25 protein-coding genes are annotated in these 26961 nt (G+C 39.2%); 1 reads left to right on the forward strand and 24 read right to left on the reverse strand.

Translation table 11 applies throughout. The features are described 5' to 3' along the window. Nucleotides 1–25: 25 nt before the first annotated feature. From I6N95_RS12395 to I6N95_RS12470, 16 genes are all read right to left on the reverse strand, one after another. Nucleotides 26–1009 carry a sugar-binding transcriptional regulator gene (locus I6N95_RS12395; RefSeq protein WP_209528354.1) on the reverse strand — a complete coding sequence of 328 codons (984 nt, stop codon included), beginning with the start codon at nucleotides 1007–1009 and terminating at the stop codon, nucleotides 26–28. Nucleotides 1010–1180: 171 nt separating this feature from the next. Beyond that, on the reverse strand, nucleotides 1181–1921 hold the full coding sequence (locus I6N95_RS12400; RefSeq protein WP_209528358.1) for a class I SAM-dependent methyltransferase: 741 nt from the start codon (nucleotides 1919–1921) through the stop codon (nucleotides 1181–1183). A 131-nt stretch (nucleotides 1922–2052) separates the two neighbouring features. Then, on the reverse strand, nucleotides 2053–3840 hold the full coding sequence (locus I6N95_RS12405) for an aminopeptidase P family protein (protein ID WP_209528361.1): 1788 nt from the start codon (nucleotides 3838–3840) through the stop codon (nucleotides 2053–2055). A gap of 34 nt (nucleotides 3841–3874) precedes the next feature. After that, the gene (locus I6N95_RS12410) at nucleotides 3875–5242 is read right to left on the reverse strand and encodes a peptide MFS transporter (RefSeq protein ID WP_209528366.1); all 1368 of its coding nucleotides are present in this window, start codon (nucleotides 5240–5242) and stop codon (nucleotides 3875–3877) included. A gap of 27 nt (nucleotides 5243–5269) precedes the next feature. After that, nucleotides 5270–6151, reverse strand: coding sequence for a proline iminopeptidase (pepI, locus tag I6N95_RS12415; protein WP_209528370.1), 882 nt, complete (start codon nucleotides 6149–6151; stop codon nucleotides 5270–5272). 223 nt (nucleotides 6152–6374) lie between these two features. Further along, nucleotides 6375–8123 (reverse strand): ABC transporter ATP-binding protein, encoded by a 1749-nt coding sequence (locus I6N95_RS12420; RefSeq protein ID WP_209528373.1) that lies wholly within the window; start codon nucleotides 8121–8123, stop codon nucleotides 6375–6377. A 182-nt stretch (nucleotides 8124–8305) separates the two neighbouring features. After that, nucleotides 8306–10255, reverse strand: coding sequence for a Na+/H+ antiporter (locus I6N95_RS12425; RefSeq protein WP_209528376.1), 1950 nt, complete (start codon nucleotides 10253–10255; stop codon nucleotides 8306–8308). A gap of 222 nt (nucleotides 10256–10477) precedes the next feature. Then, nucleotides 10478–11422, reverse strand: a complete 945-nt coding sequence (locus I6N95_RS12430) for a sugar kinase (protein ID WP_209528381.1) — start codon at nucleotides 11420–11422, stop codon at nucleotides 10478–10480. An 85-nt stretch (nucleotides 11423–11507) separates the two neighbouring features. Further along, entirely contained in the window at nucleotides 11508–12527 is a 1020-nt protein-coding gene (locus I6N95_RS12435; RefSeq protein WP_209528383.1) for a LacI family DNA-binding transcriptional regulator, read from the reverse strand. 101 nt (nucleotides 12528–12628) lie between these two features. Then, nucleotides 12629–13273: a bifunctional 2-keto-4-hydroxyglutarate aldolase/2-keto-3-deoxy-6-phosphogluconate aldolase gene (locus tag I6N95_RS12440; protein ID WP_245249463.1), complete on the reverse strand. Its 645-nt coding sequence runs from the start codon at nucleotides 13271–13273 to the stop codon at nucleotides 12629–12631. A gap of 35 nt (nucleotides 13274–13308) precedes the next feature. Next, complete coding sequence (locus I6N95_RS12445) at nucleotides 13309–14169, reverse strand: aminoglycoside 6-adenylyltransferase (protein WP_209528385.1); 861 nt, start codon at nucleotides 14167–14169, stop codon at nucleotides 13309–13311. Between the two features lie 18 nt (nucleotides 14170–14187). Continuing rightward, on the reverse strand, nucleotides 14188–14568 hold the full coding sequence (locus I6N95_RS12450) for a cytidine deaminase family protein (RefSeq protein ID WP_209528387.1): 381 nt from the start codon (nucleotides 14566–14568) through the stop codon (nucleotides 14188–14190). 135 nt (nucleotides 14569–14703) lie between these two features. Then, nucleotides 14704–15120 carry an Hsp20/alpha crystallin family protein gene (locus I6N95_RS12455; protein WP_209528389.1) on the reverse strand — a complete coding sequence of 139 codons (417 nt, stop codon included), beginning with the start codon at nucleotides 15118–15120 and terminating at the stop codon, nucleotides 14704–14706. Nucleotides 15121–15372: 252 nt separating this feature from the next. After that, the gene (locus I6N95_RS12460) at nucleotides 15373–16260 is read right to left on the reverse strand and encodes a hypothetical protein (protein ID WP_209528390.1); all 888 of its coding nucleotides are present in this window, start codon (nucleotides 16258–16260) and stop codon (nucleotides 15373–15375) included. A 349-nt stretch (nucleotides 16261–16609) separates the two neighbouring features. After that, nucleotides 16610–16960, reverse strand: coding sequence for a type II toxin-antitoxin system PemK/MazF family toxin (locus I6N95_RS12465; protein WP_209528393.1), 351 nt, complete (start codon nucleotides 16958–16960; stop codon nucleotides 16610–16612). Beyond that, nucleotides 16957–17223 carry an AbrB/MazE/SpoVT family DNA-binding domain-containing protein gene (locus I6N95_RS12470; protein WP_209528396.1) on the reverse strand — a complete coding sequence of 89 codons (267 nt, stop codon included), beginning with the start codon at nucleotides 17221–17223 and terminating at the stop codon, nucleotides 16957–16959. Before I6N95_RS12470 ends, I6N95_RS12465 begins: the two co-directional genes overlap by 4 nt. 171 nt (nucleotides 17224–17394) lie before the next feature. Here I6N95_RS12470 and I6N95_RS12475 point away from each other — a divergent pair, with 171 nt between their 5' ends. Continuing rightward, a complete protein-coding gene (locus I6N95_RS12475; protein ID WP_209528398.1) occupies nucleotides 17395–17862 on the forward strand; it encodes a glutathione peroxidase in 468 nt (155 codons plus the stop codon). Between the two features lie 66 nt (nucleotides 17863–17928). Here I6N95_RS12475 and I6N95_RS12480 read toward each other — a convergent pair whose 3' ends face one another. The 8 genes from I6N95_RS12480 to gcvPA form a co-directional block, all read right to left on the reverse strand. After that, nucleotides 17929–19128 carry an ABC transporter permease gene (locus tag I6N95_RS12480; RefSeq protein WP_209528401.1) on the reverse strand — a complete coding sequence of 400 codons (1200 nt, stop codon included), beginning with the start codon at nucleotides 19126–19128 and terminating at the stop codon, nucleotides 17929–17931. Next, nucleotides 19125–19808, reverse strand: a complete 684-nt coding sequence (locus I6N95_RS12485) for an ABC transporter ATP-binding protein (protein ID WP_209528407.1) — start codon at nucleotides 19806–19808, stop codon at nucleotides 19125–19127. The genes I6N95_RS12480 and I6N95_RS12485 overlap by 4 nt, the downstream gene beginning before the upstream one ends. Beyond that, nucleotides 19805–20998 carry an efflux RND transporter periplasmic adaptor subunit gene (locus I6N95_RS12490; RefSeq protein WP_209528411.1) on the reverse strand — a complete coding sequence of 398 codons (1194 nt, stop codon included), beginning with the start codon at nucleotides 20996–20998 and terminating at the stop codon, nucleotides 19805–19807. The genes I6N95_RS12485 and I6N95_RS12490 overlap by 4 nt, the downstream gene beginning before the upstream one ends. A 21-nt stretch (nucleotides 20999–21019) precedes the next feature. After that, a complete protein-coding gene (locus tag I6N95_RS12495) occupies nucleotides 21020–21502 on the reverse strand; it encodes a hypothetical protein (RefSeq protein WP_209528414.1) in 483 nt (160 codons plus the stop codon). A gap of 258 nt (nucleotides 21503–21760) precedes the next feature. Then, entirely contained in the window at nucleotides 21761–22123 is a 363-nt protein-coding gene (locus tag I6N95_RS12500; protein WP_209528416.1) for a hypothetical protein, read from the reverse strand. Between the two features lie 270 nt (nucleotides 22124–22393). Then, nucleotides 22394–24070 carry a formate--tetrahydrofolate ligase gene (locus I6N95_RS12505; RefSeq protein ID WP_209528418.1) on the reverse strand — a complete coding sequence of 559 codons (1677 nt, stop codon included), beginning with the start codon at nucleotides 24068–24070 and terminating at the stop codon, nucleotides 22394–22396. A gap of 134 nt (nucleotides 24071–24204) precedes the next feature. Continuing rightward, nucleotides 24205–25641 (reverse strand): aminomethyl-transferring glycine dehydrogenase subunit GcvPB, encoded by a 1437-nt coding sequence (gene gcvPB, locus I6N95_RS12510; RefSeq protein WP_209528420.1) that lies wholly within the window; start codon nucleotides 25639–25641, stop codon nucleotides 24205–24207. Continuing rightward, entirely contained in the window at nucleotides 25638–26960 is a 1323-nt protein-coding gene (gene gcvPA, locus I6N95_RS12515; protein ID WP_209528422.1) for an aminomethyl-transferring glycine dehydrogenase subunit GcvPA, read from the reverse strand. The genes gcvPB and gcvPA overlap by 4 nt, the downstream gene beginning before the upstream one ends. Between the last annotated feature and the right edge of the window lies 1 nt (nucleotide 26961).

Here is a 26961-nt window from a genome sequence, read left to right on the forward strand (position 1 = left end):
AAATGCCCTCCTAAGATAATAACGGCTATTTCCGATTTAAATACTCCTGATAAAAAGGGTCTTTAGCTAACCTCAAAACTTCCAAAGCTGTTTCTTCATCTGTGATTAACGTATTAATAAACTGTTTTTTTATCATCGCCAAAATCCCTCGAGCTTTTGTTTTGGAGCGAGCAATCCCCACAGCAATTGGCACTTCACTTAGCTGTTCTAATTCCACTCCAATAGTTCTTCCATCTAAACTCCCCTTAAGAACTTTCCCTTCACCATCAAAAAATCGACAGCAACAATCACCAACAGCTTCTCGAAGTGTTAGCTCCTCATAATCAGCCGATGATAATAAGTCTCGCCACTGACTTTCCTTAGCGTGTAATGGTCCACCAATTCCCACAACCGCCACATCTAGCTGCCGCCAATAATGACGCAATTCAGAAAAGTAGTTAGAGCCAAGAATGCCTTCCTTAAGCTCTCGACTTTCTTGAACAACTGTCGCATTGACAAACAGACTCTTACCCTCAAATTTTCGGGACATTTCGTACACAAGTGTGTTAACATGATAGCGAGAATTTATGTGACTTGGCCCCCCTACAATGGGCACAAAGGTCGCCTGAACATTTTTGCGATTCTCTAACTTAGCTATCGTTTCCCCAATCGTTGCCCCCCAAGCTAGACCAACGATATTCTTCGATTCGATTTTGGATTTTAGAAAAGCAGCTGCCTCTACTGCTAGTAACTCATCTCTGGTTGCTTCTGTATCCTCTATCCGGCTGGCAACAATACTAATATATTTCAACCCATAAATTTCTTTAAGATGACGTTCTAACGAATAAAGGGCTTGATCAAAGTGGTGGATTTTAATCTCCACAATCCCTTCGTTTCGCGCTTGTTTAACCATGCGACTGATGGTGGTACGATAAATTCCCAATTCTTTCGCTATATCACTTTGACTTTTCCCTTCAACAAAATGCATATAAGCCACTTGAGCAAGTAACTTTACTTTTTCTTCTTTCATTCAAGGCCTCCTTCACTGATACGTTCACCATTTCACTATTAGTCTACCACAGAACTAAGGAGAGCGTCATTAGTTTGGGCCAAATTGATGACATCACAAAATCACTACATCACCATGATTCGTTGCTCACTGCCAACACGTCGAGGATAAAAAGGCTGATCATTCAATTTATTAAAATAGCCCAACTTCACATTTCTTCTCAATGATTAAATGACGGTAAAAAGCCATCTCAGCAAAGGGTGATTTCTGAGCGATAACAGCCTCTAAGCGTAACATCCCTTGATACCAGTCATTTGTTTGTTTAGCCTCTTCATTCTGGCTAAGTCCGTACATACTTCGAATGCCAAAACGCTCCACAATTTCAGCCTTAAATGGCTGACACCAGCTTACTAATTGACTTTCCTCATAAAATTGAATGGCGCCAAAATAGCTGCTCTTCACTCCTTGCTTCTCTAATAAAGCCATAGCGTCTTGAGGCGCATCCATTAAGACAGCTTGTTGAATAATGGCACCAGGTAAATGATGCTTAATTAAAGAAAGCCGTCCACCTGGTTTCAGTAAATTAAGCAAAGAAGTCAACACCGCTTCCTGATTATCAACATATTCCAACACGTTATGGCAGATAATCCAATCAAATGTCGCTCTCGGCAATTGTCCTAACAGCTCTTCACCCCCTACCAGCTGCTGAAAATTAGCACACTTTCCCCACTTGATCATTTCCAAGCTAGGTTCAATCGCCACTAACTCATTTTCACCTCCATAATGCGCCGCTGTAAAACCAAAACCACTGCCAAAGTCCAACACTTTAAGGTTTGGGCCTATTTTTAATTGCTGAAATACAACATCATAAAATAATTTCCCCCAAGGGGTTTCGGTTGCTTGCTGATAATAATTCTGAATTTGTTTTTTCATTACGTTCCTCTCTTCGCTTTTTTAAGCTATATCTCAAAAATGACAATTATTCACTAGTTTTCATTATAGCAGGAATCAAATAATTAAAAGACGTTTTGGAGGAAAATTCCCCAAAACGTCTTTTTGACCGATTAAATTTCCTTCGTGTATTCCTTCAACCATTCTTTTTCTTCTTGAGTAAGTCCTGGAGCAATCAAGTCGTAAACTTGCTGATGATAGGCATTTAACCATGTCTTTTCATCCGCTGTTAACATTTCAGATACAATGCCATCCAGATCAAAAGGAACAAAGGTGATGACTTCAAAATACATAAACTGGCCATACTCATTTTCAACCCCATTGCGAACCAAAAGCTCATTTTCCAGGCGAACCCCATGAGAACCAGCAATGTATACACCTGGTTCATTGGTAATAACCATCCCATCTTCGAAAGGATAGGAATCACTCGGACGATACTGCCAACGAATGCCAGTCGGTGCCTCATGAATATTCAAAAGGTATCCAACACCATGACCAGTGCCGTGATTATAATTTAAATGGTGATTCCAAAAAGGGGCTCTAGCTAAGATGTCCAAGTTAACTCCATTAGCGCCATATAAAAATTTTGCCTGACTCAATTGGATATTACTCTTTAAAGTTAAGGTAAAATGCTCTTTCATAAAAGCGGGGATCTCACCTAGGGCGATCGTCCGTGTGATATCTGTGGACCCTTCAAGAAAACCAGCACCAGTATCACTTAAAAATAGATTTCCTTCAGCTAACTCAAGGTTAGTTTCAGACGTTGCACTGTAATGAACAATCGCGCCATGTTCCCCAAAAGCCGTAATCGGTGCAAAACTTTGACGAATAAAATCGCCTTGAGCAATTCTTAGTTCTTCTAATTTAGCAGCAGCACTCATTTCAGTAATTCGCTCTTTACCAACTTGTGATTTTAGCCAAAACATGTATTTAGTATGGGCAATTCCATCTTTAATTTGCGCTTGTTTAATATTTTCTATTTCGATTGAATTTTTCATGGCTTTAAATACCACAGAAGGATTCATTTTTTCAATGACAGCAACATCTGCTGGGATGCTTTGTAATAACGCATAATTAACTCGATCTGGATCAACTAATACCGTATCAGTCGCTGGCAACTCCGTCACCACCTCATAAACGTCATTGTAGTTACGCAAGTTAACCCCAGCTTGTTTTAAGGAGGCCTGAACATTTTCTGTTAACTTGGCTTGATTAATAAACAAGTCTACTTGATCCAGTGTAATAATGCAGTAACATAAAACCAAAGGAAAAAATTCAATATCATTCCCACGAATATTTAACAACCAGCAGCAATCATCTAACGACGTGATAATATGCTTAGTAGTCCCAACTTCCAACATTTTTTCTCTGATTCGTTGTAATTTCGATGCAACAGTTTCCCCAGCATATTTAATGTCTAACATAAACGCTGGCTCTTCTGAAAGTGGTGGTCGCTCTTTCCAAATACTATCGATCAAATCTTGCTGATAAGCAATCCGTCCTCTCTTTCGACTGACAACTCGCTCATAAAGTTGACCTTCGCCCATTGATACTGAACGACCATCAAACCCTAAAGAGCCTCCCTCTGGTAGAGAAGTTTCGATAAACTGCTCAATCGTCGGTACACCTGATTCACCCATTTTAAACAAATCAACCGTGCTACCTACTAACTGCTTTTCAGCCGCTAAAAAATAGCGACCGTCAGTCCAAAGACCTGCCTGCTCTTGTGTCACAACGGCGGTTCCGGCTGAGCCTGTAAATCCTGTTAACCACTGCCTTGCTTTAAAATGCTCACCAACATATTCACTTTGATGAAAATCAGCCGTTGGTACGACATAAACATCAATATTCCCTTCTTTCATTAATTGACGTAAAGCGTTAATTCTTTCTGGAACTATCATCAATATTTCCTCCTCTATGCAAAATAATGACCTTTTAAAATTTCTCTTCATCTTCTATAATAAGTGTTTTTAAATTTTTATCAAACATAAATAACAAAACTGCGGCAATAAACGTAATAATAGGAATAACCGTATAAACAATCATCATGTCGAACTGAAGGACAATCGCGTATAAACGACCATAACTAAAACCAGCAATGAATGTCGCAAATGTCCACACGCCCATTAGAATGCTAAGAATCTTACGCGGCGCATATTTACTAACAAATGAATTGCCTAAAGGTGAGAAAAACATCTCCCCGAGGCTTAACAATAAACCAAAGAGAATAATCCAAATCAAACTAGCCTTGTGATCACTGCTAGCCCCCACTCCCCGAGATAATTCAGCGCCAACTAACATCAGAAAAGAAGCCCCTAATAGCGCCAAACCGATCCCAGTTTTCTTAAATAGACTCATATCACCTTGTGGCCGCCTGGCTAATTTGAGCCAAACCGCCGCAAGCACAGGTCCTAAAATAATGCAGGTTAAAGCGTTCAGAGAATCAAACCACGACGTTGGTACGACAATTTTCCCAATATCGAGTTTAACAAACTCTGTCATGTAATCATACACAGATAAGTAAGACATGTACCAAAATAACCAAAAAATGATTGAAAAGAATGACACCAATATAATAGCAAAAACCCGCTTCTTTTCAATAGTTGTTAAAGGTTGTTTGTCGACACTCGCTTTCGCATCGGAAGCCTTGTCGCTCCCCTTGGCAAAAGGTTGCTTTCCAGCCTCACCTAGGAAACGCCAAGCAAAGATAAACCAAAGCCCACCTACCACACACAAAACAGCCGCTAGAAAGAAACATTGAGAAAAACCTTGAATACCATTTTTCATAAAAGTCGTCGCAACTAATACGCCAACTGCCGTCGTCCCAATAAAGGACCCAATATTAACAAAAGAATATTGAACCGAATAAGCAGAATCCAGTTCCTTTTGATTGGTAAAAAGTTCACCAGTTATGGCTGATACATTGCCTTTAAAAAGACCTGTTCCAATTGAAACCAAAATAACCATTGCCCAAATCAATGATTTTGACGTCGCAATGGAAGCGAGATAATAACCTCCCCCCATTAAAAACATGCCAACTGGAATCAAGTATCTGGCACCTATCCAGCGATCAGCTATCACTCCGAAAAGAACAGGTGCTGCGTAAGTAAATGCCACCAAGTAGGACTGCATTATAGCTGCTTCTCCTTTACTGATCTCTAAGCCACCAGCCACGATAGTCGTCGTCAAAAATGCGTAAATCAGCCATTTTGAAGCATAATAAGCCGCCCGTTCAAATGTAAACGTAATCGAACAAAAATAAAACCCTATCGGAAATTTTGTTTTTTCAACTGTTTCGTTCATCTGTGATTCCTCCGTTCTAATAAATTATTAATCATGTTGATTTAACCAATCTATCAAGATCTGTTTATAGACTTCTTTCTCATCAAGAAATGGCATGTGCCTACTTTTCGCAAATAATTCCCAACTAACATTTGGCAAGCGATCAAACATCGTTTTATTAATTAAAGGAGTGGATAAGTCGTCTGTACCACTTGTCAATAGAACTGGAATCTCAATTTCACTTAAACGTTCCACATAATCAAACTCCCTAAGGGTCCCAGTGGGAGAATATTCATTTGGTCCCCAAGCTGTTAAATAAGCTTCTGCGCCAGATCCTTTTGGTCGGCGCAATGGTTCTGGTGAGTGCTCACTCACTTCATCAGCGGCATGTAACCTCATATATGTGGCATTTACAGCTAAATATTCCGGATTATCGTAATCTTCCTTTTCCTCAGTCACTTGAATAATTTTTTGTTCTTGCTCAGACATTAACTTGATCATTCGTCGTTGTTCCTGCTTCCACAATTGGGCAGAAGGTAATGTACTTGAAAAAATGGCACTAAGAATCCCGTTGGGCTGATCGTCACATAGATAGGCAATCAATAACATTCCCCCCCAAGATTGTCCTAATAAGTGCACTTGATCCAATCCCAAATGCGTTCTTAATGCCATTAACTCTTCAATCCATGTTCGGGCATGCCATAAATCAGTTCGATTTGTCACCAGTGAATTGCCACATCCTATTTGATCATACATCACAATCATTCGACCATCTTCAGCATAGTCATCCAGCAATTCAAAATAATTATGAGCGGAACCTGGTCCACCATGAATCAAGACCAATGGCTTTTTCCCCTCCTTAGACTCTCCAACCGTTCGATAGTATGTCTTATGCCCGAGATAACTCATATAGCCTTCGGATATTTTCATACGGTATCACCCTTTCTGTATATTAACCACTTGTTTATTATATCACAATAGCAAGTAAGCGCTGTCTTTTATGAGAAAATGGCAAGAATTACCTAATAAAACGCAAAAAAAGAACGCTTCCTTACAGATTTTGCGTTCTTCTTCCTTTCGAACCATAAGATAAATGATAAACGTCTTTTGTTTATTCTAAACATTGACCAATCCTCTTTATCTAAAAATACTATTAAGATGTTAATTGATGGGATGCGAAGGTGCGATACAATGAATGGTGTTCAAGTAACTCCTGATGAGTCCCTTGTCCAGTAATTCTACCATCTTCAACAAAAATAATTTTATCAGCATTTACCACTGTCGACAAACGGTGAGCAATTACCAAGGTTGTCCGTCCCTCCATTAAGTTACGTAATGCTTCCTGAACAACTTCCTCTGATTGACTGTCAAGACTAGCGGTTGCTTCATCCAATAAGAGAATTTTAGGATCTCGTAAAAAAGCTCGAGCAATGGCTACTCGTTGACGTTCGCCACCTGATAACATCGCCCCTCGTTCCCCCACCTCTGATTGATAACCTAAAGGTAATTTCTGCATAATTTCCGTTCCGCAAGCTAAAGCCATAACATGATCCAGCTCCCCATCCGTCACCTCACGATTTAAACCATAGGTCAGATTGTCGCGAATACTTCCTGACAACAACATGCTTTCTTGTTGGACATACCCAATTTGCCGACGCCACGAACTTAAAGAATAGTCGGCGATAGGGTGATCGCCAATTAAAATTTGGCCTTGCTCTGGCTGATAAAATTCTTCAATTAAAGTGAATAATGTGCTCTTGCCACTGCCGCTAGGTCCTACAAATGCAGTGGTTTGATTGGCCATTGCGGTAAAGTTTATATCTTCTAACGCAACCTTATCCTCATTGTAGCGAAAGGATACCTGACGAAATTCTAAAGACTCACCATTAACTGTAATGGTTTCGCCTTGAAATAAGTCTTCAATTGGCTCTCGAAGTAATACCGTAATACGTTCAGTTGCCCCTTTTACTTTTTGCATATCTGTAAAAAACGTTCCAAACGAAACAATCGGTCCCATCACTTGAAACAGATACATAATAAAGGCGATTAAAGTGCCTGCTGATAAGGTCCCATTAGCAACCCGGTAACCGCCATAAGCGATAATTCCCATGACCAACCCCATAATCACTAAAGAAACAATTGGTTGAATAACGGCCTGAATCTTTGCTTCTCGTTTTCCATAAGAAAACAGGCGGTTAACGCCGTCATTGATTTCCTGAACAGCATTAGCCTCAGCATTAGAGGCCTTCACTAAAGCAGAAGACGCTAACACTTGACCAAACTCTGCCGAAAAATCAGCCGTCTCATCTTGCGTTTTTTTGGACAGTTCAAAGATCTTTTTACCAACTGGGATAATCACCACTGCGCCAATCGGAACAGCCAGGAAAATCAGCAAGGTCATTTTCCAATCCATATACAATAAAATCGCAATTGCGACAACTAACGTCACCACACCTGAAACAAAAGACGGTAAACTGTCACTGACGAAAGACTTAACTAGCAACGTATCATTTAAAGTACGACTAACTAATTCTCCTGGCCGTTCAATTTGGAAATAATTTAAGGGAAAATGAATGCTTTGAGTCGTCAATTTCTCGCGAATAATTTTCACCATATGATGCCCAATATAGGATAGTAAATAAATCGTTAGAGCACTAAATAGAGCTTGCAAAATAAATAACCCGATGACTAAGACTCCTTGACCTAAGCTGATACCTGAAAAACTTCTGTCAATTAAATTTTGAGTAAACAAAGGCACCCCAAGACCTGCTAAAGAAGATAAAATACTCGCTCCAAAAGCAATCACCAGCCAACTCTTTTTCGGCTGTGTTAGCCTAAAAAGCTCCTTTAGCCCTTTGGTTTCCGCCGATCTTGGTTCTTTCTCATTTTTAATAGCTGACATCCAACTCACCTGAACTTTCCTCTCTAATACATTGTTGCTATTTAACCGATTGTACTTGACTTAATGTGAACAACTGCTCTTTACCTCTTCCATCATACGTGATAATGATTAGCAATTCAATCATTCTTAAGGCTTAAAAAAACCTGAAAGTCCTATAAAGGTGAGCTTTCAGGTTTTTATAACTAATCGATAAACTGAACAGTATTTTCGATAGCTAATAAGTTTTCACGATAGGTTTTTAATTCTGAGCGATTAATGTCTCCCATTTCAAATGCTTGTTGGATACCATCTCGTTCCAACTGAATGGCATACTCCAACCACTCATCAACGGTCCCAGTGGAGACAGCACCTTTAATTTTTCGTCGCTGTAAATAACGAGTTAAATAAAACTCAACTAACTCTTGTGGAAATGCTCCTGGCTCCAAATCTTGCAAGTGAGCAACGACGTACTCTCGATTGCTTTCAGCCAAAAGATTTCGTTGAGCTTGCCGCTGATCAAAACTCATTGGACGAAATTGGACGTAACGCAATTTTTGGCGTAGCACTTTGGCGTAAAACATATTATTTCGATAAGTCTGTTCTTTAGTCAAACGGAATAAACGTCGGTTAATGCGACGAAGATGCATAAACGCGGTCTGTAAACTAACGTTCCGATTGCTAACTTGTTCTAACGTATCTTTAAATTGCCACTTCAATACCAGCTCCATCAACTTAGACTGACTGTCATCCAACTCATCAGAATTAATCAATGTCATAATTCGCTCGTTGTACATCTTAATAACCTTGGCAACCGCTCGTTGATTTTCAGGTACTTCTTGATCTTTTAGTTGCAAAGTCACATTTCGTAAAATAGCAATCTCCTGCTCATGATTAACCACTTCTACATTCATTTCACGTGTTTCAGCAAACAGTGGCATGGCGAAGTTCGCTAATAGCAACGTAGTTAAAATAACCCCTCCGGCAATACTAATCATCAACTCACGTTCAAGAAAAATGGTGCCGTCTGCCAAAATCACAGGAAGACTTAAAGCACTGACCAAGGTAATAGTTCCCCGAACACCAGAGATCGTATATAAAAGGGCCTGCTCCATTCGTTCTTTACTAGTTAGCTCACGTGATTTTTCAAAGTTTTTAAATAAAATGAAACAAACCAAACGAATCCCTAATAAAATCGCAGTCGTTCCTAAAACATAAATAATCAAGGTTAGATTGTTAATATTATTGTTTTTCCAAACCACTTGAATCACTCGAGGCAATTGGGAACCTAAGAGCACAAACACTAGCCCATTTAAACTAAAGGTGAAAATTGACCAAGTATTCTTAGATAACAGATTTAGCTGGGCGACTTCCGGGTTGACCTTTTGATAGCTAAGTGAATAAACCAAACCGCCACTAACGACAGCTAAGATCCCATTAACTTCCAACTTTTCAGCTAACAAAAAAATGCCGAAAGGCAACAATAACTCTAACAACATAAAAGAAACTGTATTTTCAATACCTAAGCTCCTTAGCCAACGAACAAAACGCATGGTTAACAAACTGACAATAATCCCTACCGTCACACCACCGAGGGAAATCAGGACAAAACTAAGGCTCGCATTAGCAAAAGAAAAAGCGCCTGTTAACAGAGCGGCAACAGCAAACTGGAAAGAAACTAACCCAGAAGCATCGTTAATCAATGACTCCCCTTCCAAAGTATGTAACATCTTATGGGGAATCTTAACCTTCTCGGCTAAAGCTGAAACAGCTACTGCATCAGTAGGTGCTAAAGCGGCTGCCAGGGCAAAACTTCCCGCCCAAGGCATACTTGGAATCAGCCAGTGAAGAAAGCTACCTAAGATTGCAACCGTGACAAATACCAAACCAATTGATAAAGTCAAGACCGCCTTCCGCTCTTGCCACAACGCTCGCTTATCCACATTAGCACCATCATTAAACAACAAAGGAGCTAAAAATAGCAACATAAACAATTCCGAGCTCAATTCAAATGAATGGAGAGAAGAAGGAATAGCCAACAACATCCCTAATGCCACTTGGATCAAAGGAATCGCGATGTTTGGTAAAAATCGATTCAAAATATTTGATGCCAAGACCATCGCCAGCATCAATAACACAGTTTCAAAAATTTCCATGGTTCACCTCATTTTACGAGTTTGATTAACTAACCATCAAACTACTCTATCTTAAAGAATTTACCATTTTTTGAAGATAAAGTAAAATAACGTCGACTTTTTTGAGAATGAAACCTATGATACATCATACCACTACTAGTAGCTCTGCCTAATTCATGGGTATCTTTCCTGTATCCTCTACGTCGAGATCCCCCTAAAAATAAAGAACAATCCCTTTTACGGTTAACTATTTTGAGCAATAAAGGTCGCCAGTTCACTTCGATTTGGCAAGGCATCATTATCACTAGCATTTTGAATTTGAATCGCCCCGATCGCATTTGCCTGTCTGACAGATTCAGCTAAAGTTAACCCATCTAACTGCCCATTAATAATTCCCACAGCAAAACCGTCGCCTGCACCAACAGTATCAACAATTCTCTTAACCTTAAAACCAGGAATTGAGTAACTGGCTTGCCCTTTTTCTTTGACATAAGCTCCGTCACCGCCCAATTTCATAACAACAGCATCTGTTCCTTGGTTCAGATAAAAATCAGCAATGGCCTCAATCGAATCCTCTCCCGTTAATAATTGCCCTTCTGCAACGCCTGGCAAAACGAGATGAGCGTGTCGGGCTAACTGATTCAACGTCTCGATCATCACTTGCTGACTTTCCCAAAGTGCTGGACGTAAATTCGGATCAAACGTAATAAAACAACCAGCCTCCCGTGCTGTCTTCATCATGTAAAAACAGGCTTCCCGCATTTCTTGGCTAAGGGCAGGTGGAATGCCAGTAACATGTAACACCTTAATCGACTTAAAATCTATTTTTTTGATGTCATCCACACATAAAGTTGAAGCCGCACTTCCCTTACGATAATACAACGTCTTAGGGTCACCATTAGTCACTTTATTTTTAAACATAACACCTACTTGCTTTGTATCATCAAACGTGATCATTTCGGAAGCTAACTTTTCTTTCTTTAAACACTGGTAGATATAAGTCCCAAGTTCATCCGTACTTAACTTTGTCATATAAGCTGTCCTATGACCTAAACGTGATAACCCTATCCCTACATTTACTTCTGCTCCAGCCAATCCTTTTGAAAATGAATTTGCTTCAACCAAAGAGCCCTCTTCGTTGGCATAAAAAATCACCATTGGCTCACCAATTAACATCACTTCCACCATCTAATCCCCCTCTTTCTTTTATAATTTAAGACTGCTATATCACCACGTGTATCGATACACATAACGATCAAAGATCACGCCTTATCTAGTTAAGATAAGACGTTGATTCACGTATGATTAATCTACTAGGCAACTGAGATCCAGACGTTGATAAGCTTTGCTTCTCAGCGGTCCCTTCAACCTTATGAACTAATAAACGACAAGCTTCTACTCCTAATCCATAAGACGATTGATCAATGGTTGTAATACTAGGGCTAACCACTCTTGCCCAAGTTGATTCATCAAATGTTAATAGACCAAAATCTTCGATGATTTGCAGCTGCTCTTCTTTCATAGCCTCAAGTAGTCCCAAAGCTGTTAAACCATTTGCGGAAAAAATCGCTCGTGGTTCAGGTAACTTTTTGAAAGACATCATTGATTCTATTAAGTTCTCATGATTATCAGGGTCTACGACATAGACATCACCCAGCACCTCTGTCTGTCCTGCTAGCCCATTTTTGAAGGCACGCAACCGCTCTGATCTTACTGTATTTGTCACTTCATTAACAAAAAAACCGATTGACTTAAAACCACTGTCTATGAGATACTTCATGGCTTTCAGTCCTATCCCATAATTATCATTGGTAACCACATCAATTTGACTTTCCGGCACGCCACGATCTAATAGAACCACAGGTACTGATCCTTCCCTTAATTGAGTTAAATAATCTTGATTAAATCCTGTCGTATTAATGATGAGTCCCTCAACTTGATTATCAAGAAATTTTTCAATTTGGATTTGTTCGTTCTCTGTCGATTCATCAGAAATGGCAATCATTAACGTATAACCTAAGGCCTCGCATGTATCACTCAATCCCTTAATAATATCAGAGGCAAATTGATTGCCGATATCTGCAATAACAGCTCCTATCAATTTGCTTTTTTGAGATTTTAACGAACGAGCCACATTACTTGGTCGGTAATCTAGCGTTAAAACCACTTCTTCAATTTTCCGACGAGTTTTTTCCGACATATACTCGTATTTTTTGTTCAAATAGCGAGAGATAGTTGTCTCACTGACACCGGCGGCCTTTGCGATATCTTTAATTGTCAGTCCTTTATTCATTGTCAACTACCTCCTCACTTATTTTTAGAAATCGATTTAGTTTATCGGTTTCGTAAAACCGTTACAATAACAACTATAGATGACAAATCCTTGGCTGTCAACTACTTTTGTAACTCTTTTAAACGGCTTACAAATTTTTCAGCCTCAGTGACAACACTTTGATAACCAGCTGTTGCAACGCCTTTTGTTAACGCACTGCCAACACCGACTCCCCATGCACCATTTTCTAACCAACGATCTAAGTTATCCAAACTAACACCACCAGAAGGCATCATTTCAACATGTGGTATGGGCCCGTGAACATCTTTAATAAAACTTGCTCCTAATAACCCACCAGGAAATAACTTAACCACATCAACACCTGATTCTAGCGCTTGCAGAATTTCAGTGACTGATCCACACCCAGGTAAATAAGGAATGGCATACCGATTACAAACTTTTGCAATCTTCAAATCAAAATGAGGGCTTACCACAAACTGAGCGCCTGATAAAATAGCAGCACGAGCGGTTATATCATCTAATATGGTACCGGCCCCGATCACAACCTTCTGGTCTGTTAAAACTTCACGTAAATCCTGTATCACTTTCCCAGCTTCAGGTGTTGTGTAGGTGACTTCAAGATTCTTAATCCCACCTTGACTACAAGCTTCTGAAATCTTAAAGCCATCCTGACGATCTTTGCCTCGAACGACAGCAAATAAATAATTGGTCGCTAACTGTGTTAAAATTTGATGTTTTTGAGTCATTATTCTTCCTCCTTCTTGAATGACCCTATCATAACTTATTTCATTTTTAGATTCAATAGATAGTTTCTAATCGCTAACTCATCTGTCATCTTATAAGTCCAGCCAAAGCTTGCGGCAACTGACTGTGCTTCCTGACTAAATAAATCCATTAATATCGCCACACTTTGCCACATATCTTCTTGATTAGCACGGGGATAAGTCGCTAAAACAAGTTGCCATTTAGTTGCACTGATAAAATGTGGCAGAAACTTCCCCGCCTTACCAATGCTCACTGTGAATTGATGCTCACTCCCAACTTGCCAACCAAGCACTTGAAACAACCATGGCCTAACGATGGTTTCTAACATATCAATTGCATAAGTAAATTCCTGACGAGCTATTCCTTTCCCAACATTTTGTAGACACCACCAAAAATCATTACAAGCTAATATAAATTCACCTTCAGAAGGTGCTTGAACCCAAAACTGCCGGTCGCTAGACTCACTCGGAATACTTGCGAGACATCCATCTTTATCCAACAACTTCACAACTAAATCATCTTCCGCAATTTCAGCTTCCACTATTGACTGATGACATATTTTGATATCCATTCGGTTACCATCTTCAAATAACAGCAAAAACATGTAATAATCAGCATGTTTAACTTCCCGTCCTGCTAGACTGTCCAAGTTATCAGGCTCTTCTTTGATCGCAAGGTTGCCAAAAAATGATATCCATGTTTTGTCCTCAACAAAGGACCTAACATTCGTCACGACATAAACAATATCATAATCCTGATATCGGTCACGAGGTGCTTTTTTATTAGCTCGAGACCCAATTAAATACGCACCTCGAATCATACCATTTCCCTCTGCAAACCTAATAATTAGGTCCATCATTGTCTGCTCATCACGCATAATTTCTCTCCTAACTAATTAATTTTTCCAATCACTTGGCAACAATTCACGCAAGGTTTTAACCTCGCCTGACGGCAATAGAACATCTGTTAAATAGTTGTCTCGATGCAGCTGGGAAATAAATTCGCGACACCGTCCACAAGGAGCCAGTATCTCCGTCTCACTTCTAACAGCAACCATTTTAACGACCCGATTCTCACCTGCCTTTAACATTTCAGCCGCAGCAGCATGCTCAGCACAAAATCCTAATGAACAGGTAGCATCAATACAAATACCACTGTAGACCCGTCCACTTTCTGTTAAAAGAGCCGCGCCAACACTGCCACCGTTAGCGTACACCGAATAATCTTTGGGATTGACAACTGAGGCAGCAATCTTAATCATCTCACTAAATTCCATCTCACACTCTCCTCTTATCGACTTACTATCTATTGTAACAATAAACTTAGATCTTGTTAAGTTTCCAAAAAAATAGACAAGCCCCTTTTTGGACTTGTCTATGATCGGGAGATACCTTGTCGCTCCCTTGATATGTTAGTTGATCTCAATATATTTTTTATCCTTGTTACTATTAGCAGTTTTAGGTAATATTAGGTGCAAAACACCTTCTTCAAATTTAGCATTGATATTAGCTTCGTCAATGTCCTTTAATACAAATTGACGTTGGTAAGAGCTTGAACTTCTTTCGCGACGGATATATTTCCCCGTCTCATCTTTGTCTTCAATTTGGTTTTCTCTGTGAGCAGTAATCGTTAGCACATCACGGTCATACTCGACTTTTAAATTGTCTTTTGAAAAACCAGGTAAATCAGCCTTAATTTCGAAATTATCCTGATTCTCTTTGACATCAACATTGAAATTATCATTTTGCACTAAATTTCCAAAGAAATCGTCAAAAAAGCGATTTCCGCCGATCATAAAATCACTATTTTTAGATATTAAGTTAGCCATTTTCCATTACCTCTTTCCTGATTTTTTTACATCTATAAAGAATGGCCATTTCTTTATAAGTTAGGAAGTTATGTTTTATTTGCTTCCTTATACTTAAATAATAATACCGATTTTATTTTTTGTCAAAAGAAATACTCTGTAAAAAAACAAAAAATTCACAGGTTTTCGCTACTAAAAAAAGAGGTAAATCACGTTTTTTTATTCCCCTCAAATTGAAAAGGAGTGTTTAACATGTCAAACACTCCTAAGTAATTATTGATTAAGATGATCGTTTTTTTCAATAAAATTGTAACAGGATTCCAAACTAGCTAAGTCACCACGAAGTAACTTAAACTGATGGGCAACCCTCCGGCCAATCCGCCAATCAAAATAGGTAGTCACCACCCCATAATGATTACGGGGTAACTGTGAACTCGGATGATCTTTATCTTTAATATGAGGAAGTGATTTAGCAACAGGCATCACTTGCTGATAAAGGGCATACTTACTCTGAGTTCGCGTAATAAAATAGTACTGATCATTATGAGTGAATAACATCGGGCCTTGAGACGTCGTCAAATTATAAGTCTTTTGTGGTTCATCGGTAATAGTTTGAGCCAATAATTGATCTTCGTAAAGTTGTAAGACATGTTTCCCAGCAGACGTTAGGATCAGCACCTCTTTTTTGTCTAATTCCTCTATCCCAACAAGACCTTTCGCTATAAGTTGTTTGACTTTTCGACAGTATTTACCAGTAATAAGTTTTGTCATAGGAGCTGTTTCTGGCGTATCTAAAAAACAATCTTGATTCGTACTAAAGCGCCGAAAATCAAAGTAAATAACCCTTCGATCTAAATACTCATTTAATTCTTTTAACAAATTAAACGTTGATAATGTCAATTTAAAAAAATGCCCAATTTGTAACTCAAAGTTGATCATTCTTAGTAATTGAGTCAAATTATGAGAATCATATTGAATCGTATGAAGAGAATCTAATGTCGAATGCCTCGTTTTAACTAAACGAAATAAATAAAAATACTCTTTAGCCAACTTCTGATACAATATCTCAAAATTTTCATTGTCATCTGTGTCTACAGCAATTAACTTACTTTCTGTCGTGTTCGTCTCCAATAACAGCTCATACATTTCTTTTTCATCCATTTTGCTCACTCTCTTTCTTTAGAAATAAAAGGACAGCTTTATTCTCAAAATAGCGATATCAGACAATGTCCAATACCGCTACTAATAAGCTATAAAAAACCGACCAGAGAACACGCTCTAACTTTTATCCACTAGAAAAAAACGGTAGATAAAAAGTGGAAAATTAAGTACAATGAAAGAGCTAGAGCTTCGGCACTAGCTTATTGGCAACTTGTTTAGACAGAGTTGACTGTTTAATCAAGACTTCCCCGCGAGGTTGCGACTCAAAGGGAAGTGCCAATTTTTTATTTAGTTGGATTGACAACGGTCACCTGACGCCACTAAAAACACCCTTCCGAATTTAAACAAATTAATCATCATTCTTTTGAAAGATAGTTTTGACTTTAAGTAATACTTCCTCAATCAATTCATCAGGAACTCTTTCTAAATAAAGCCATTCTTGCGTTTCATAATCAATCGTCGTCACTTGATCTAACAAAATCTTTCCACTGGTTTTCATATTGTTTTTAGTATGAATTTCAATGTAAAGAGGATAAGTCCTTTTAGTTTGACATATCGGTACCACTGTCACGACTTTACTACAATGAACTACTAGCTGATGGCTAAGAACTAAATAAGGCGTTTTAGCTGTTGATTCATGTTCCGATTTTTCTGATTGAGCGAATAAAATAATATCTCCTTGTACTGGGAGCCTTATCATCGGTCATTCGCCTCCAAATCGTCCAGCTCTACCAACTCACTTGCCGCACCCTTTGTATCGTATTCAGCAAATAGTTCTTGAATGGTCATTTCCTTAAAGAATGGTTTATTTTTTGCCTCCATGATTAAGCGTCGTTTACCACTATCTTCATCTTTTTTAATCTGAATAATATCATTTGTCCCAACATGTAAGTACTCCATGATACTTTTTGGAATACGGATGCCATTACTATTGCCCCATTTTGTGATTCTTACCTCATCCATCACAATTCCCCCTTCATTTGACATCTTAATTATAGCATACATCGCTTTTAAAGTATATACATAATTATCCCTTTTGGTAAAAATTGAGCTGACTGATAAGTAGCGCATAAGTCATTTCACTTCCTAAAAAAGCAGCTATTTGATACCATAAAACTGAAGAGGTGAATCATTATGACAATATACGATATAGCGGTAAATAGAATAGATGGCACAAGTCAATCCCTTAGCGAGTTTCAAAATAAAGTTATGTTAATCGTTAACACCGCCAGTAAATGCGGCTTTACTCCCCAATTCACTGGATTAGAAGCGCTCTATGACAAGTTTCAAACAGACGATCTCATTATTTTAGGCTTTCCATGCAACCAATTTAAGCAACAAGATCCAGATAGCAACCAAGAAATTTTAACATTTTGTCAACTAAACTACGGTGTTACCTTTCCGATGTTCGCTAAAATACAAGTTAATGGACCAGAACAAGCTCCTCTCTATGAGTACTTAATCAATGAAACAAATGGAGAAGACATCGAATGGAATTTCGCTAAATTTCTAATCGGAAAGGATGGTCAGGTCATTCAGCGATTTGCTCCGAATGTGACACCAGAAGAACTAGAAACAGAGATCGTTAAACTATTAAACTAACGATTCAAAAAACCTTCAGTCCCCTAAAGGATTGAAGGTTTTTGATTACTTATTTGACGAATACCATTACCTTAGAATGTCAATCAAATCTTTCTTAGCAGCAGCGGAAGCTGGCATGACACTAAAAATTAAGCCAATAGCCGTTGAGACTCCTAAAGCCAATGCGATTGTAAAAAAATCGACAGCGATTGGGATGTCCATTAAACTCCCAATAATCGTGGCTAAAATAAAACCTAAAATATAACCGAAAATGCCACCTATCATGGTTAAGGTCACTCCTTCCAGCAGGAATTGCAACTGGATTGATTTTTCTGTTGCCCCCATCGCCCGTCGGATGCCAATTTCTTGTGTTCGCTCTGACACAGAGATATACATCATATTCATAACGCCAACCCCTGCAATAAAAAGAGAAATGCCAGCAATCGCTGAAATAAAGTAAGTTAAGGTACTAAGAACCGTGCCAATACCATCTGTTAAAAATGCCATATCAAACACTTGGTATTCTCCTGAATCACGCATCGTACCACTTTCTTCCAACGTATTAATCACCGTTGTCGTAACTTTATTTGGCGTGGCACCTTCTTCCAAGATCACCTCGATACTACTTGTGACTTCATCTTTAGTAAAATAATCTTGATAGCTGGCTTTTGGAACATAGATATTTGATTCGGGCATCGAGAACATGCTAACCAGTTCAACCGCTGGAAAGACGCCAACGATCGTAAATAACTGACCATCTAATTCAAGTCCCCGCCCCAAGGCGTTTTCTTCGGTATTGTACAGTTGTTCAGCTGTATTACTGTCAACTAACACCACTTTATTATGGGTCTGATTGTCCCCTAATTCTAAATCACGACCGACTGTTGGTTTTTTATTTGATGATTTCACTAAGCGCAATTGTTTGTTTTCTTTTTTACCTCGAATCAACAGTTCTTTATAGGCTGAACTATCATCTCCTTTAGGGTAGCGAACATCCTTAACCCCTCCAACGGTTTTCAAACGCTGCATATCTGCTTCCTGAAAAAGGGATACATTACTTTGATATAAATTGTTGTCATCAGGCACAAAATCTACTTGAACGGTTACTTCTTCACCTTCGTTAGCGGTTAAACTCTTGATTGTTTCTTTTTCAAATCCTCGTCCAAGCGACATGATCGTAATAACTGAGGCAATCCCTATCACAATCCCTATCATTGTCAAAATACTCCGTTTACGATTTTTTAATATTGCTTTTAAAGAGGTTCGCCATGTGACGTAGAAGTTCATTTAACCAACTCCTTATCTTGTATAACAGTCCCATCGCGAATTTCAATCAAACGGCTACAATAATCAATCATTTCTGGATTATGGGTCACTAAGATAATAGTCACCCCTTCTTGTTGATTGAGTTCTTGGAATAATTCCATGATCTCCACACTTGTTACAGTATCTAAAGCACCCGTTGGCTCATCAGCAATGATGAACTTTGGTTCATTCACTAATGCTCGTGCAATAGCCACACGTTGCTGCTGCCCACCTGATAGTTGCTTGGGATGCTTCTCTGCTTTATCAGCTAATCCTACTTTCGCTAGGACTGTGCTGACACGCTCTTTAGTCTGACTAAAACTATAACCATTGTAGAGTAAGGGCAGTTCAACATTTTCGTACACGGTGTTATTGGCAATTAAACTAAAATTCTGAAAAACAAACCCAACGCTACGATTGCGAATGGCTGATAATTTGGCATCATTACTTTCGACTAAGGACTCACCTTCAAATAAATAAGCTCCTTCAAACTTCCGATCAATAAAGCCAATTAAATTAATTAGCGTTGACTTCCCAGATCCTGATGGTCCCATAATCGCCACAAATTCACCTTTTTTGATGTGAAGATTGATTTCATTTAAGACATGTAGACTTTCTTCGTCTGTTTTATAGTACTTATTCACATGTTCCAACCGAATCATTGCTTCACCGCCACTTCTTCCCCATCTTTCAATGTATCTGTAGGATCATTAATCACAGTGTCTCCAACTGCAAGACCTTCCTGAACAACTATAAAACCATCTTGATTAACGGTCTTAACCACTTGCTTAATCGCTTTTCCTTTACGATAGACAAAAACCTTTTCTACCTCGCCTTCTTTAATTACCGCTTTCTCCGGAATGCGTAGTTCTTTTTGATTTAACGCAATTTGTACATTATAGCCATACTGCAACTCTTTTTCTGGCACAACTTTAAATTCAAAATTGATCATTGACGAGGTATCTCCTGCAGTTTTTGTTAAAGGCAACTTGTCAACATAAGTGATGTTCCCTTTAACCACATCATTTGAACTAACCGGTCGAATTTCAACATCTTGATTAACCGATATTTTTTGATAATCATACTCCGATACCACGCCATTAATAACAACTTTTGGGCTGACAATTTTAACCACTGGTGTCGTCATGTCTGTTTTGCCTTTTTCATCCACATAAGCTATTCCATCAGTTGGTGCTTTCACAGTGACGGTTACTTTCCCCTTCGCATCATCCAACGCACCTGCACTATCATTTAAATCCAAATTAGCGGCTTCTAAGGCTTGATTCGCCTGACGAATAACATCTTCCTGGGCTTCCAAAGCTTGTTTATTTTGTTCATAAGTCGCTTTATCTTCTTGGGCTTGAGCAGCACCTTCTGCCGTCGCTTCATCACGCTTATTGTAATCACTTGCAGCTTGGTTTACTTTTGCGGTTAACTCATTCTTTTTAGCAATTGCACTGTTCAAGTTTTCTTGCGCCGTTGATACCGCCAAAGAACTTTTGTTTAACAAACGCTCTTGTTGAGAAACATCTGTTTGAACCACATCATTTTGATAAGATAAGAGCACGTCATCTTTTTTAACCTCTTTACCATCAGTCACCGCAATACTAGAAATTTTCCCTAAACTTTGATCATAATAGATGCTCTCAACGTTCTCCGCATCAACAGTTCCCTTAAATAATAACGGCTCAGACTCTTTTAATTTATAGATCGAATAACGATCAGCAGATTCCTCTGTTCCCTGACTCCCAATAATTGCCGCAACAGCGATAGCAATAAGTGCAATAACTCCGCCAACGATACTCAGACGAATCTTTTGTTTTTTAGTTAGTTTCTTTTTTTGCTTCGCCATCTTCTCAACTCTTTCTTATAATTATTCTTCGTCACTATCCAATTTAAATAAGTTTACCAACACCAGAATAACCGGTATCGCACCAATCAACGTAATCGCAATTGCTCCAATAGCAAAATTTCCTTGGGCAAAGCTGATAATGAGTGATAGGACAACCGTCCCCAAATAAACATAGTAAGGAATCTTACTGACATTGATTTGTTGTTTCAATTTCTGATTTGCTAAAATATAGCAAACTAATAACACAGTACTTAAGACAATTGTTGCCAATGAATAAATCCGATAAACTGGGCTCAACGTCAGTTGAATAGATTGTTCCATAGATGCTATTAAGTTAGGATCATTCGTCAACTCCAAACTCTTCTCAAGCATCGCCACTGATTTCGAGGGATTAATTAACGTCGGTATCGTAAGCAAACTAAAAACCGTCCCAATAGCACTGAGCACCAACTGAACCATATTCCACGTTTTAGCTTTTTTAAAAATTTTTGCCTGCTGTTCCATTTTTACATCTCCTTTTTTTCTCTCCTTTTACGTACAAAAAAACAACTCAAACACAACATCCAGTTTCTAAACTCTTTTCCATTATATCGCTAACACAAACCTAACTCAAATCTTTTTGTGACTTCCCAACTCAAATCACCATTTTTTTTAACGTAAAAAACCACAGTTAGGCACCTCTGTGGTTAACTCTATCTTACAAAAATGGCATCATTAATAGGATCTTGCAATCACTTGTCGGACCAGCACTATCCAATACACTTATGCTCTGAGAGCAGTTAATTCACGAGCTAGTGAATTAAATTCTGTTTGGTTGAGAGCGTGGATCTCTTCCAAATCAATCCGCTCAGGTTGATTGTTTTCAAAAATTTCTTGAATACGATAAACACTCGCTTGATAAAAACTTCGTGATTTAATTCGCAAAATGTAAGGAAATTCTGAGCGGTATTTTTCTGATTTCATCTGATTTTCTGATTCCCAAGTACGAACAAAATTTTTTAAAATAGCCGGTAATGAAGCGATTTGATCACTATTTCCTGGTATCTTCACACTAAATTCAGATAGCTTATCAAGGTTTACAATATAGCCATCTTCCGTCGGATTAAATTCCAATAACAGTTTCATACAATCTTCCTTCTCTCTTTTTTAATTGATCGTTCTACTAGCAGTTGAATACGATCCATTTGTTTGTTAATTTTATCACAATCTTTAACAAAGAGCAAATGGTAAATCCGTTTATTGTCTACAACATCACCTTAAACCAAAAATAAGTTTATCGTTTCATTCACAATAAACTCGATGTCCCCCACATTCAACCTACAAAATCAATCGAAAAAGCAGTTGAAGAGAATCAGGATCACCTGACTCCTCCAACTGCAAAGAATCGTCTTCATTTTAGAAAAGCCCTGTGATAACCCCTTCAGCTGTCACATCTATGTTATTGGCTGCTGGCACTTTTGGTAAACCAGGCATCGTCATGACAGCTCCTGTATAAACCACCACGAAGCCAGCTCCCGCAGAAACTTTAACATTACTTACTTCAATATCAAACCCACTAGGTCGGCCCAGTAACGTCGGATCATCAGAAAACGAGTACTGCGTTTTGGCCATACAAACAGGTAAATTGCCAAATCCCAAGCGAGCTAATTTGGCTAATTCCCGCTTAGCTACTTTTGAATAACTCACCCCGCTTCCCCCATAAATTTTTTGAACCACTGCTTCAATTTTCTCCTCAAGACTCAAGGTTGCATCATAAGCATATCGAAAATCAGCTTCAGCAGTCTCAGCTAAACGAACCACTTCTTTGGCTAGTTCTTCACCACCAGCACTTCCACTGCCCCAAACGTCTGATAAAACCACATTAACTCCTAACTCCTGACATTTTACTTTGACTAACTCAAGTTCTAACGCATCGTCAGTAGGGAACTTGTTGATAGCCACAACCGATGGCAAACCAAACACATCATTAATATTTTCGATGTGTTTTAACAAATTAGGTAAGCCTTTTTCGAGAGCCGCCAAATTAATGTCATTCAAATCACTTTTAGCTAAGCCACCATGCATTTTTAAAGCTCTAACCGTTGCTACAATCACAACGGCTGCCGGTTCGATTCCAGCTTTACGACATTTAATATCCAAGAATTTTTCTGCACCTAGATCAGCGCCAAAGCCAGCTTCTGTAATGACATAATCCGCTAAGTTCATCGCTGTTTTTGTCGCAACAACTGAATTACAGCCATGAGCGATATTGGCGAAGGGCCCACCATGAATAATCGCTGGATTATGTTCAAGAGTTTGCACTAAATTAGGTTTCATCGCATCTTTCAGTAATGCTGCCATCGCCCCTTCTGCCTGCAAGTCATGAGCTGTTACCGGCTCATCTAAGCGAGTATACCCGATAATAATGCGACCTAAATTAGCCTTGAGATCAGCTAAATCAGTTGACAAACATAACACTGCCATAATTTCAGAAGCAACTGTAATCTCAAAACCATCTTCTCGCGGCACACCATTGGCTTTCGCTCCTAAGCCGTCAACAATATTCCGTAGTTGTCGGTCATTCATATCCACACAGCGTTTCCACGTGATTCGATTAACATCTATGTCAAGGTTATTTCCTTGATGAATATGATTATCCAAGAGAGCTGCCAATAAATTATTTGCAGCACCAATCGCATGAAAATCACCAGTAAAATGTAAATTGATGTCTTCCATTGGCACGACTTGCGCATAACCACCTCCTGCAGCGCCTCCCTTGACTCCGAAGACTGGTCCTAAAGACGGTTCACGTAGCGCAACAATGGTATTTTTACCGATTTTGTTCATCGCATCACCTAACCCCACAACCGTCGTGGTTTTCCCCTCGCCTGCAGGTGTCGGAGTGATCGCTGTCACAAGTATAACCTTGCCTTTTTCTTTTTTATCTATCAAGTGAGATGGGTCTATTTTCGCTTTAAAATTCCCGTATAACTCTAAAGTATCACGGTTTAATCCTAGCTTCTCCCCAATTACTTCAATATTTTCCAATTTGGTTTGTTGTGCGATGACAATATCGCTTAAATATGTTCCCATTTAACGTCTCCTCCATTTTATCTAGATCGTAAAAAAGTCATAGGTAAAATCGGCTGGATAATAGATTGACCTCATCTCTGACCACCTTCTTTACGTATGACTTAAGTTTAATCGACTTTCATTCTTTTTTCTACCTAATCTTCAAATTGATAAGATAAGATCGGTTGTCTTGCAGCTTTTACCTCATCAACCCGTCGAATAAAAGTATGGTAAGGAGCGGCCTTCAAATACTCTGGGTCGCTATAAGCCTTTTGATAAATCTCGCGATAGGCCTTTACTGCCGCATCAATTGTTTCTTTTGACTCAGTTTCAGTAGGTTCCACCATTAAAGCTTCATGAACAACATTTGGGAAATACATGGTTGGCGGATGCATCCCATTATCTAAAATGCCTTTGGCAACGTCCAAAGCAGTCACGCCTGTCTCCTTTTTCATTCGCTCCAAAGTCATCACAAACTCATGCATACAAGGACCTTCATATTTCATATCAAATAAATCAGAAAGTTGACTCATCATGTAGTTAGCATTTAAGACCGCATTAGTCGCTGCCTCAGGTATCCCTTCCTGACCAAGAGTTAAGATGTAAGTCAAGGCTCTCACAACAATGCCAAAATGACCATAAAACCCTTTGACACTACCTATTGTTTTTCCTGGTGTTGTAAAAACAAAGGCATCTTCTTTTCTTTCTGGGTAGTACATCGGCATAAATTCTTTCAATATTTCCTTGCAACCGATCGGGCCACTTCCTGGGCCACCACCACCATGTGGTGTAGAGAACGTTTTATGGATATTCAGATGAACCACATCAAAGCCCATATCACCCGGACGAACGATCCCCATAATCGGATTCAAATTAGCCCCATCATAATAATTCAAACCACCAGCATCGTGAATGATTTGGGTAATTTCAGCGATATTTTCTTCAAAAAGCCCAACAGTGCTGGGATTTGTCAACATCAAACCAGCGGTATCTTCGCCAACAGCAGCTCTTAAGGCTTCCACATCCACCAAACCATTTTCTTTAGACTTAATATTAACAGTTTGGTATCCTACCATAGAAGCACTGGCAGGATTCGTTCCGTGAGCCGCATCTGGTACGATAATCTTATTACGTTTAACATCATTATTAGCTTTATGATACGCTTTGAACATCAAGAGGGCAGTCAATTCACCATGAGCTCCTGCCGCTGGTTGAAAGGTCATATAATCCATGCCCGTGATTTCCGTCAGCAAAGCCTCAGCTGTTTTAAAAACTTCCAATGCACCTTGGACAGTGTGTACGGGTTGTAACGGATGAATTCCCGCAAAACCAGGTAAACCAGCCATTTCATCATTAATTTTGGGATTGTACTTCATCGTACAGGACCCAAGAGGATAAAAACCATCATTTACACCGAAGGTTTGTTTGGCTAATTCAGTATAGTGGCGACTCACATCAGGTTGAGAAACTTCTGGCAATCGCAATTCCTGTTCTCGCTCTAACTCTTTTGGAATCTCATATTTTGGCACATCTAGTTCAGGTAACATCGCATTATAACGTCCTGGTTGACTTCTTTCAAATACTAATTTCATTTGACTGTTACCTCCTTAACTACTGCTACAAGCTGATCAATTTGTTCTTTCGTGTTCATCTCTGTCGCACACCATAATATATCTTCGCCAATTGGATACCCGCCCAAGATACCATGTTCTTCCAATTTCGCCATTAACAGATGAGGGGCAATCGGAGATGTTGCCAAAAATTCGTGGAAATAAGGGCCTGAATGCTTCAATTCAAATCCAGCGATTTTAGTTAGTTCTTGTGCTAGATAATGGGTTTTAGAATAACTTTGACGAGCAGCTTCTTTGACCCCATGAGGTCCCATAGTTGTCAGATAAATAGAAGCTGTTAGTGCACAATGAGCTTGATTGGAACAGATGTTTGAGGCGGCTTTTTCTCGACGAATATGCTGCTCCCTCGCCTGTAGAGTTAAAACAAAGGCACGTTCGCCATTGGCATCAACGGTTTCCCCTGCAATCCGTCCAGGTAAAGAACGGGTTAGTTTTTCAGTCGTCGCCATAAAACCTAAGTAGGGACCACCATATGCTAGCGGCAAGCCTAAAGGTTGAGCTTCCCCTGTCACAATATCAGCACCTGACTCAGCCGGTGATTTTAAGACTGTTACAGCAAGTGGGTTAACCCCCATGATGTATTTACTTTGGCGTTCATGAACCAACTCTCCAATGGCTTCCGCTGGTTCAATTTGCCCAAAATAGTTTGGTTGCTGGATAAAAAGACAAGCCGTCTCCTTATCTAAAAGAGTTGCTAAAGCCGCTAAATCTGTTAGGCCATCTTTAGCGGGAACGATCGTCATCTCAACATCCGCCCCCTCACAATAGGTTTTTACCGTTTGAATTGTCATCGGATTAACAGTAGCCCCGATTAAAACTTTTTTCCGTTTACGATCAATGGTCATATTAACTGCTTCAGCAGCCGCGGTTGCCCCATCATAAACTGAGGCATTAGCGGATGCCATTCCAGTTAATTCGGTAATCATCGTTTGAAACTCAAAAATAGCTTGCAAAACGCCTTGACTGATCTCTGCTTGATAAGGAGTATAAGCCGTTAAAAATTCCTCTTTTGCGGCAATTTGCTTCACTAGCGCTGGAATATAATGATGATACGCGCCAGCTCCTCTGAAAATACTGGTAAATACGTTATTTTTTGCCGCAATATCTGTCATAACTTTTCTAACTTCAAATTCTGATTTTGCTTTAGGGATGTTTAACTCATCAATACGTAACTCTTTCGGTACACTCACATACAATTCTTCCACGCTTTTCATGCCCATGCTCGCCAACATCAATTGCTGTTCAGCCGTTGTAGCTGGTACGTACTTCCCTAAACTCATC

Origin of the sequence: Vagococcus allomyrinae (assembly GCF_017829975.1) — a bacterium.
GTDB classification, from domain to species: domain Bacteria; phylum Bacillota; class Bacilli; order Lactobacillales; family Vagococcaceae; genus Vagococcus_D; species Vagococcus_D allomyrinae.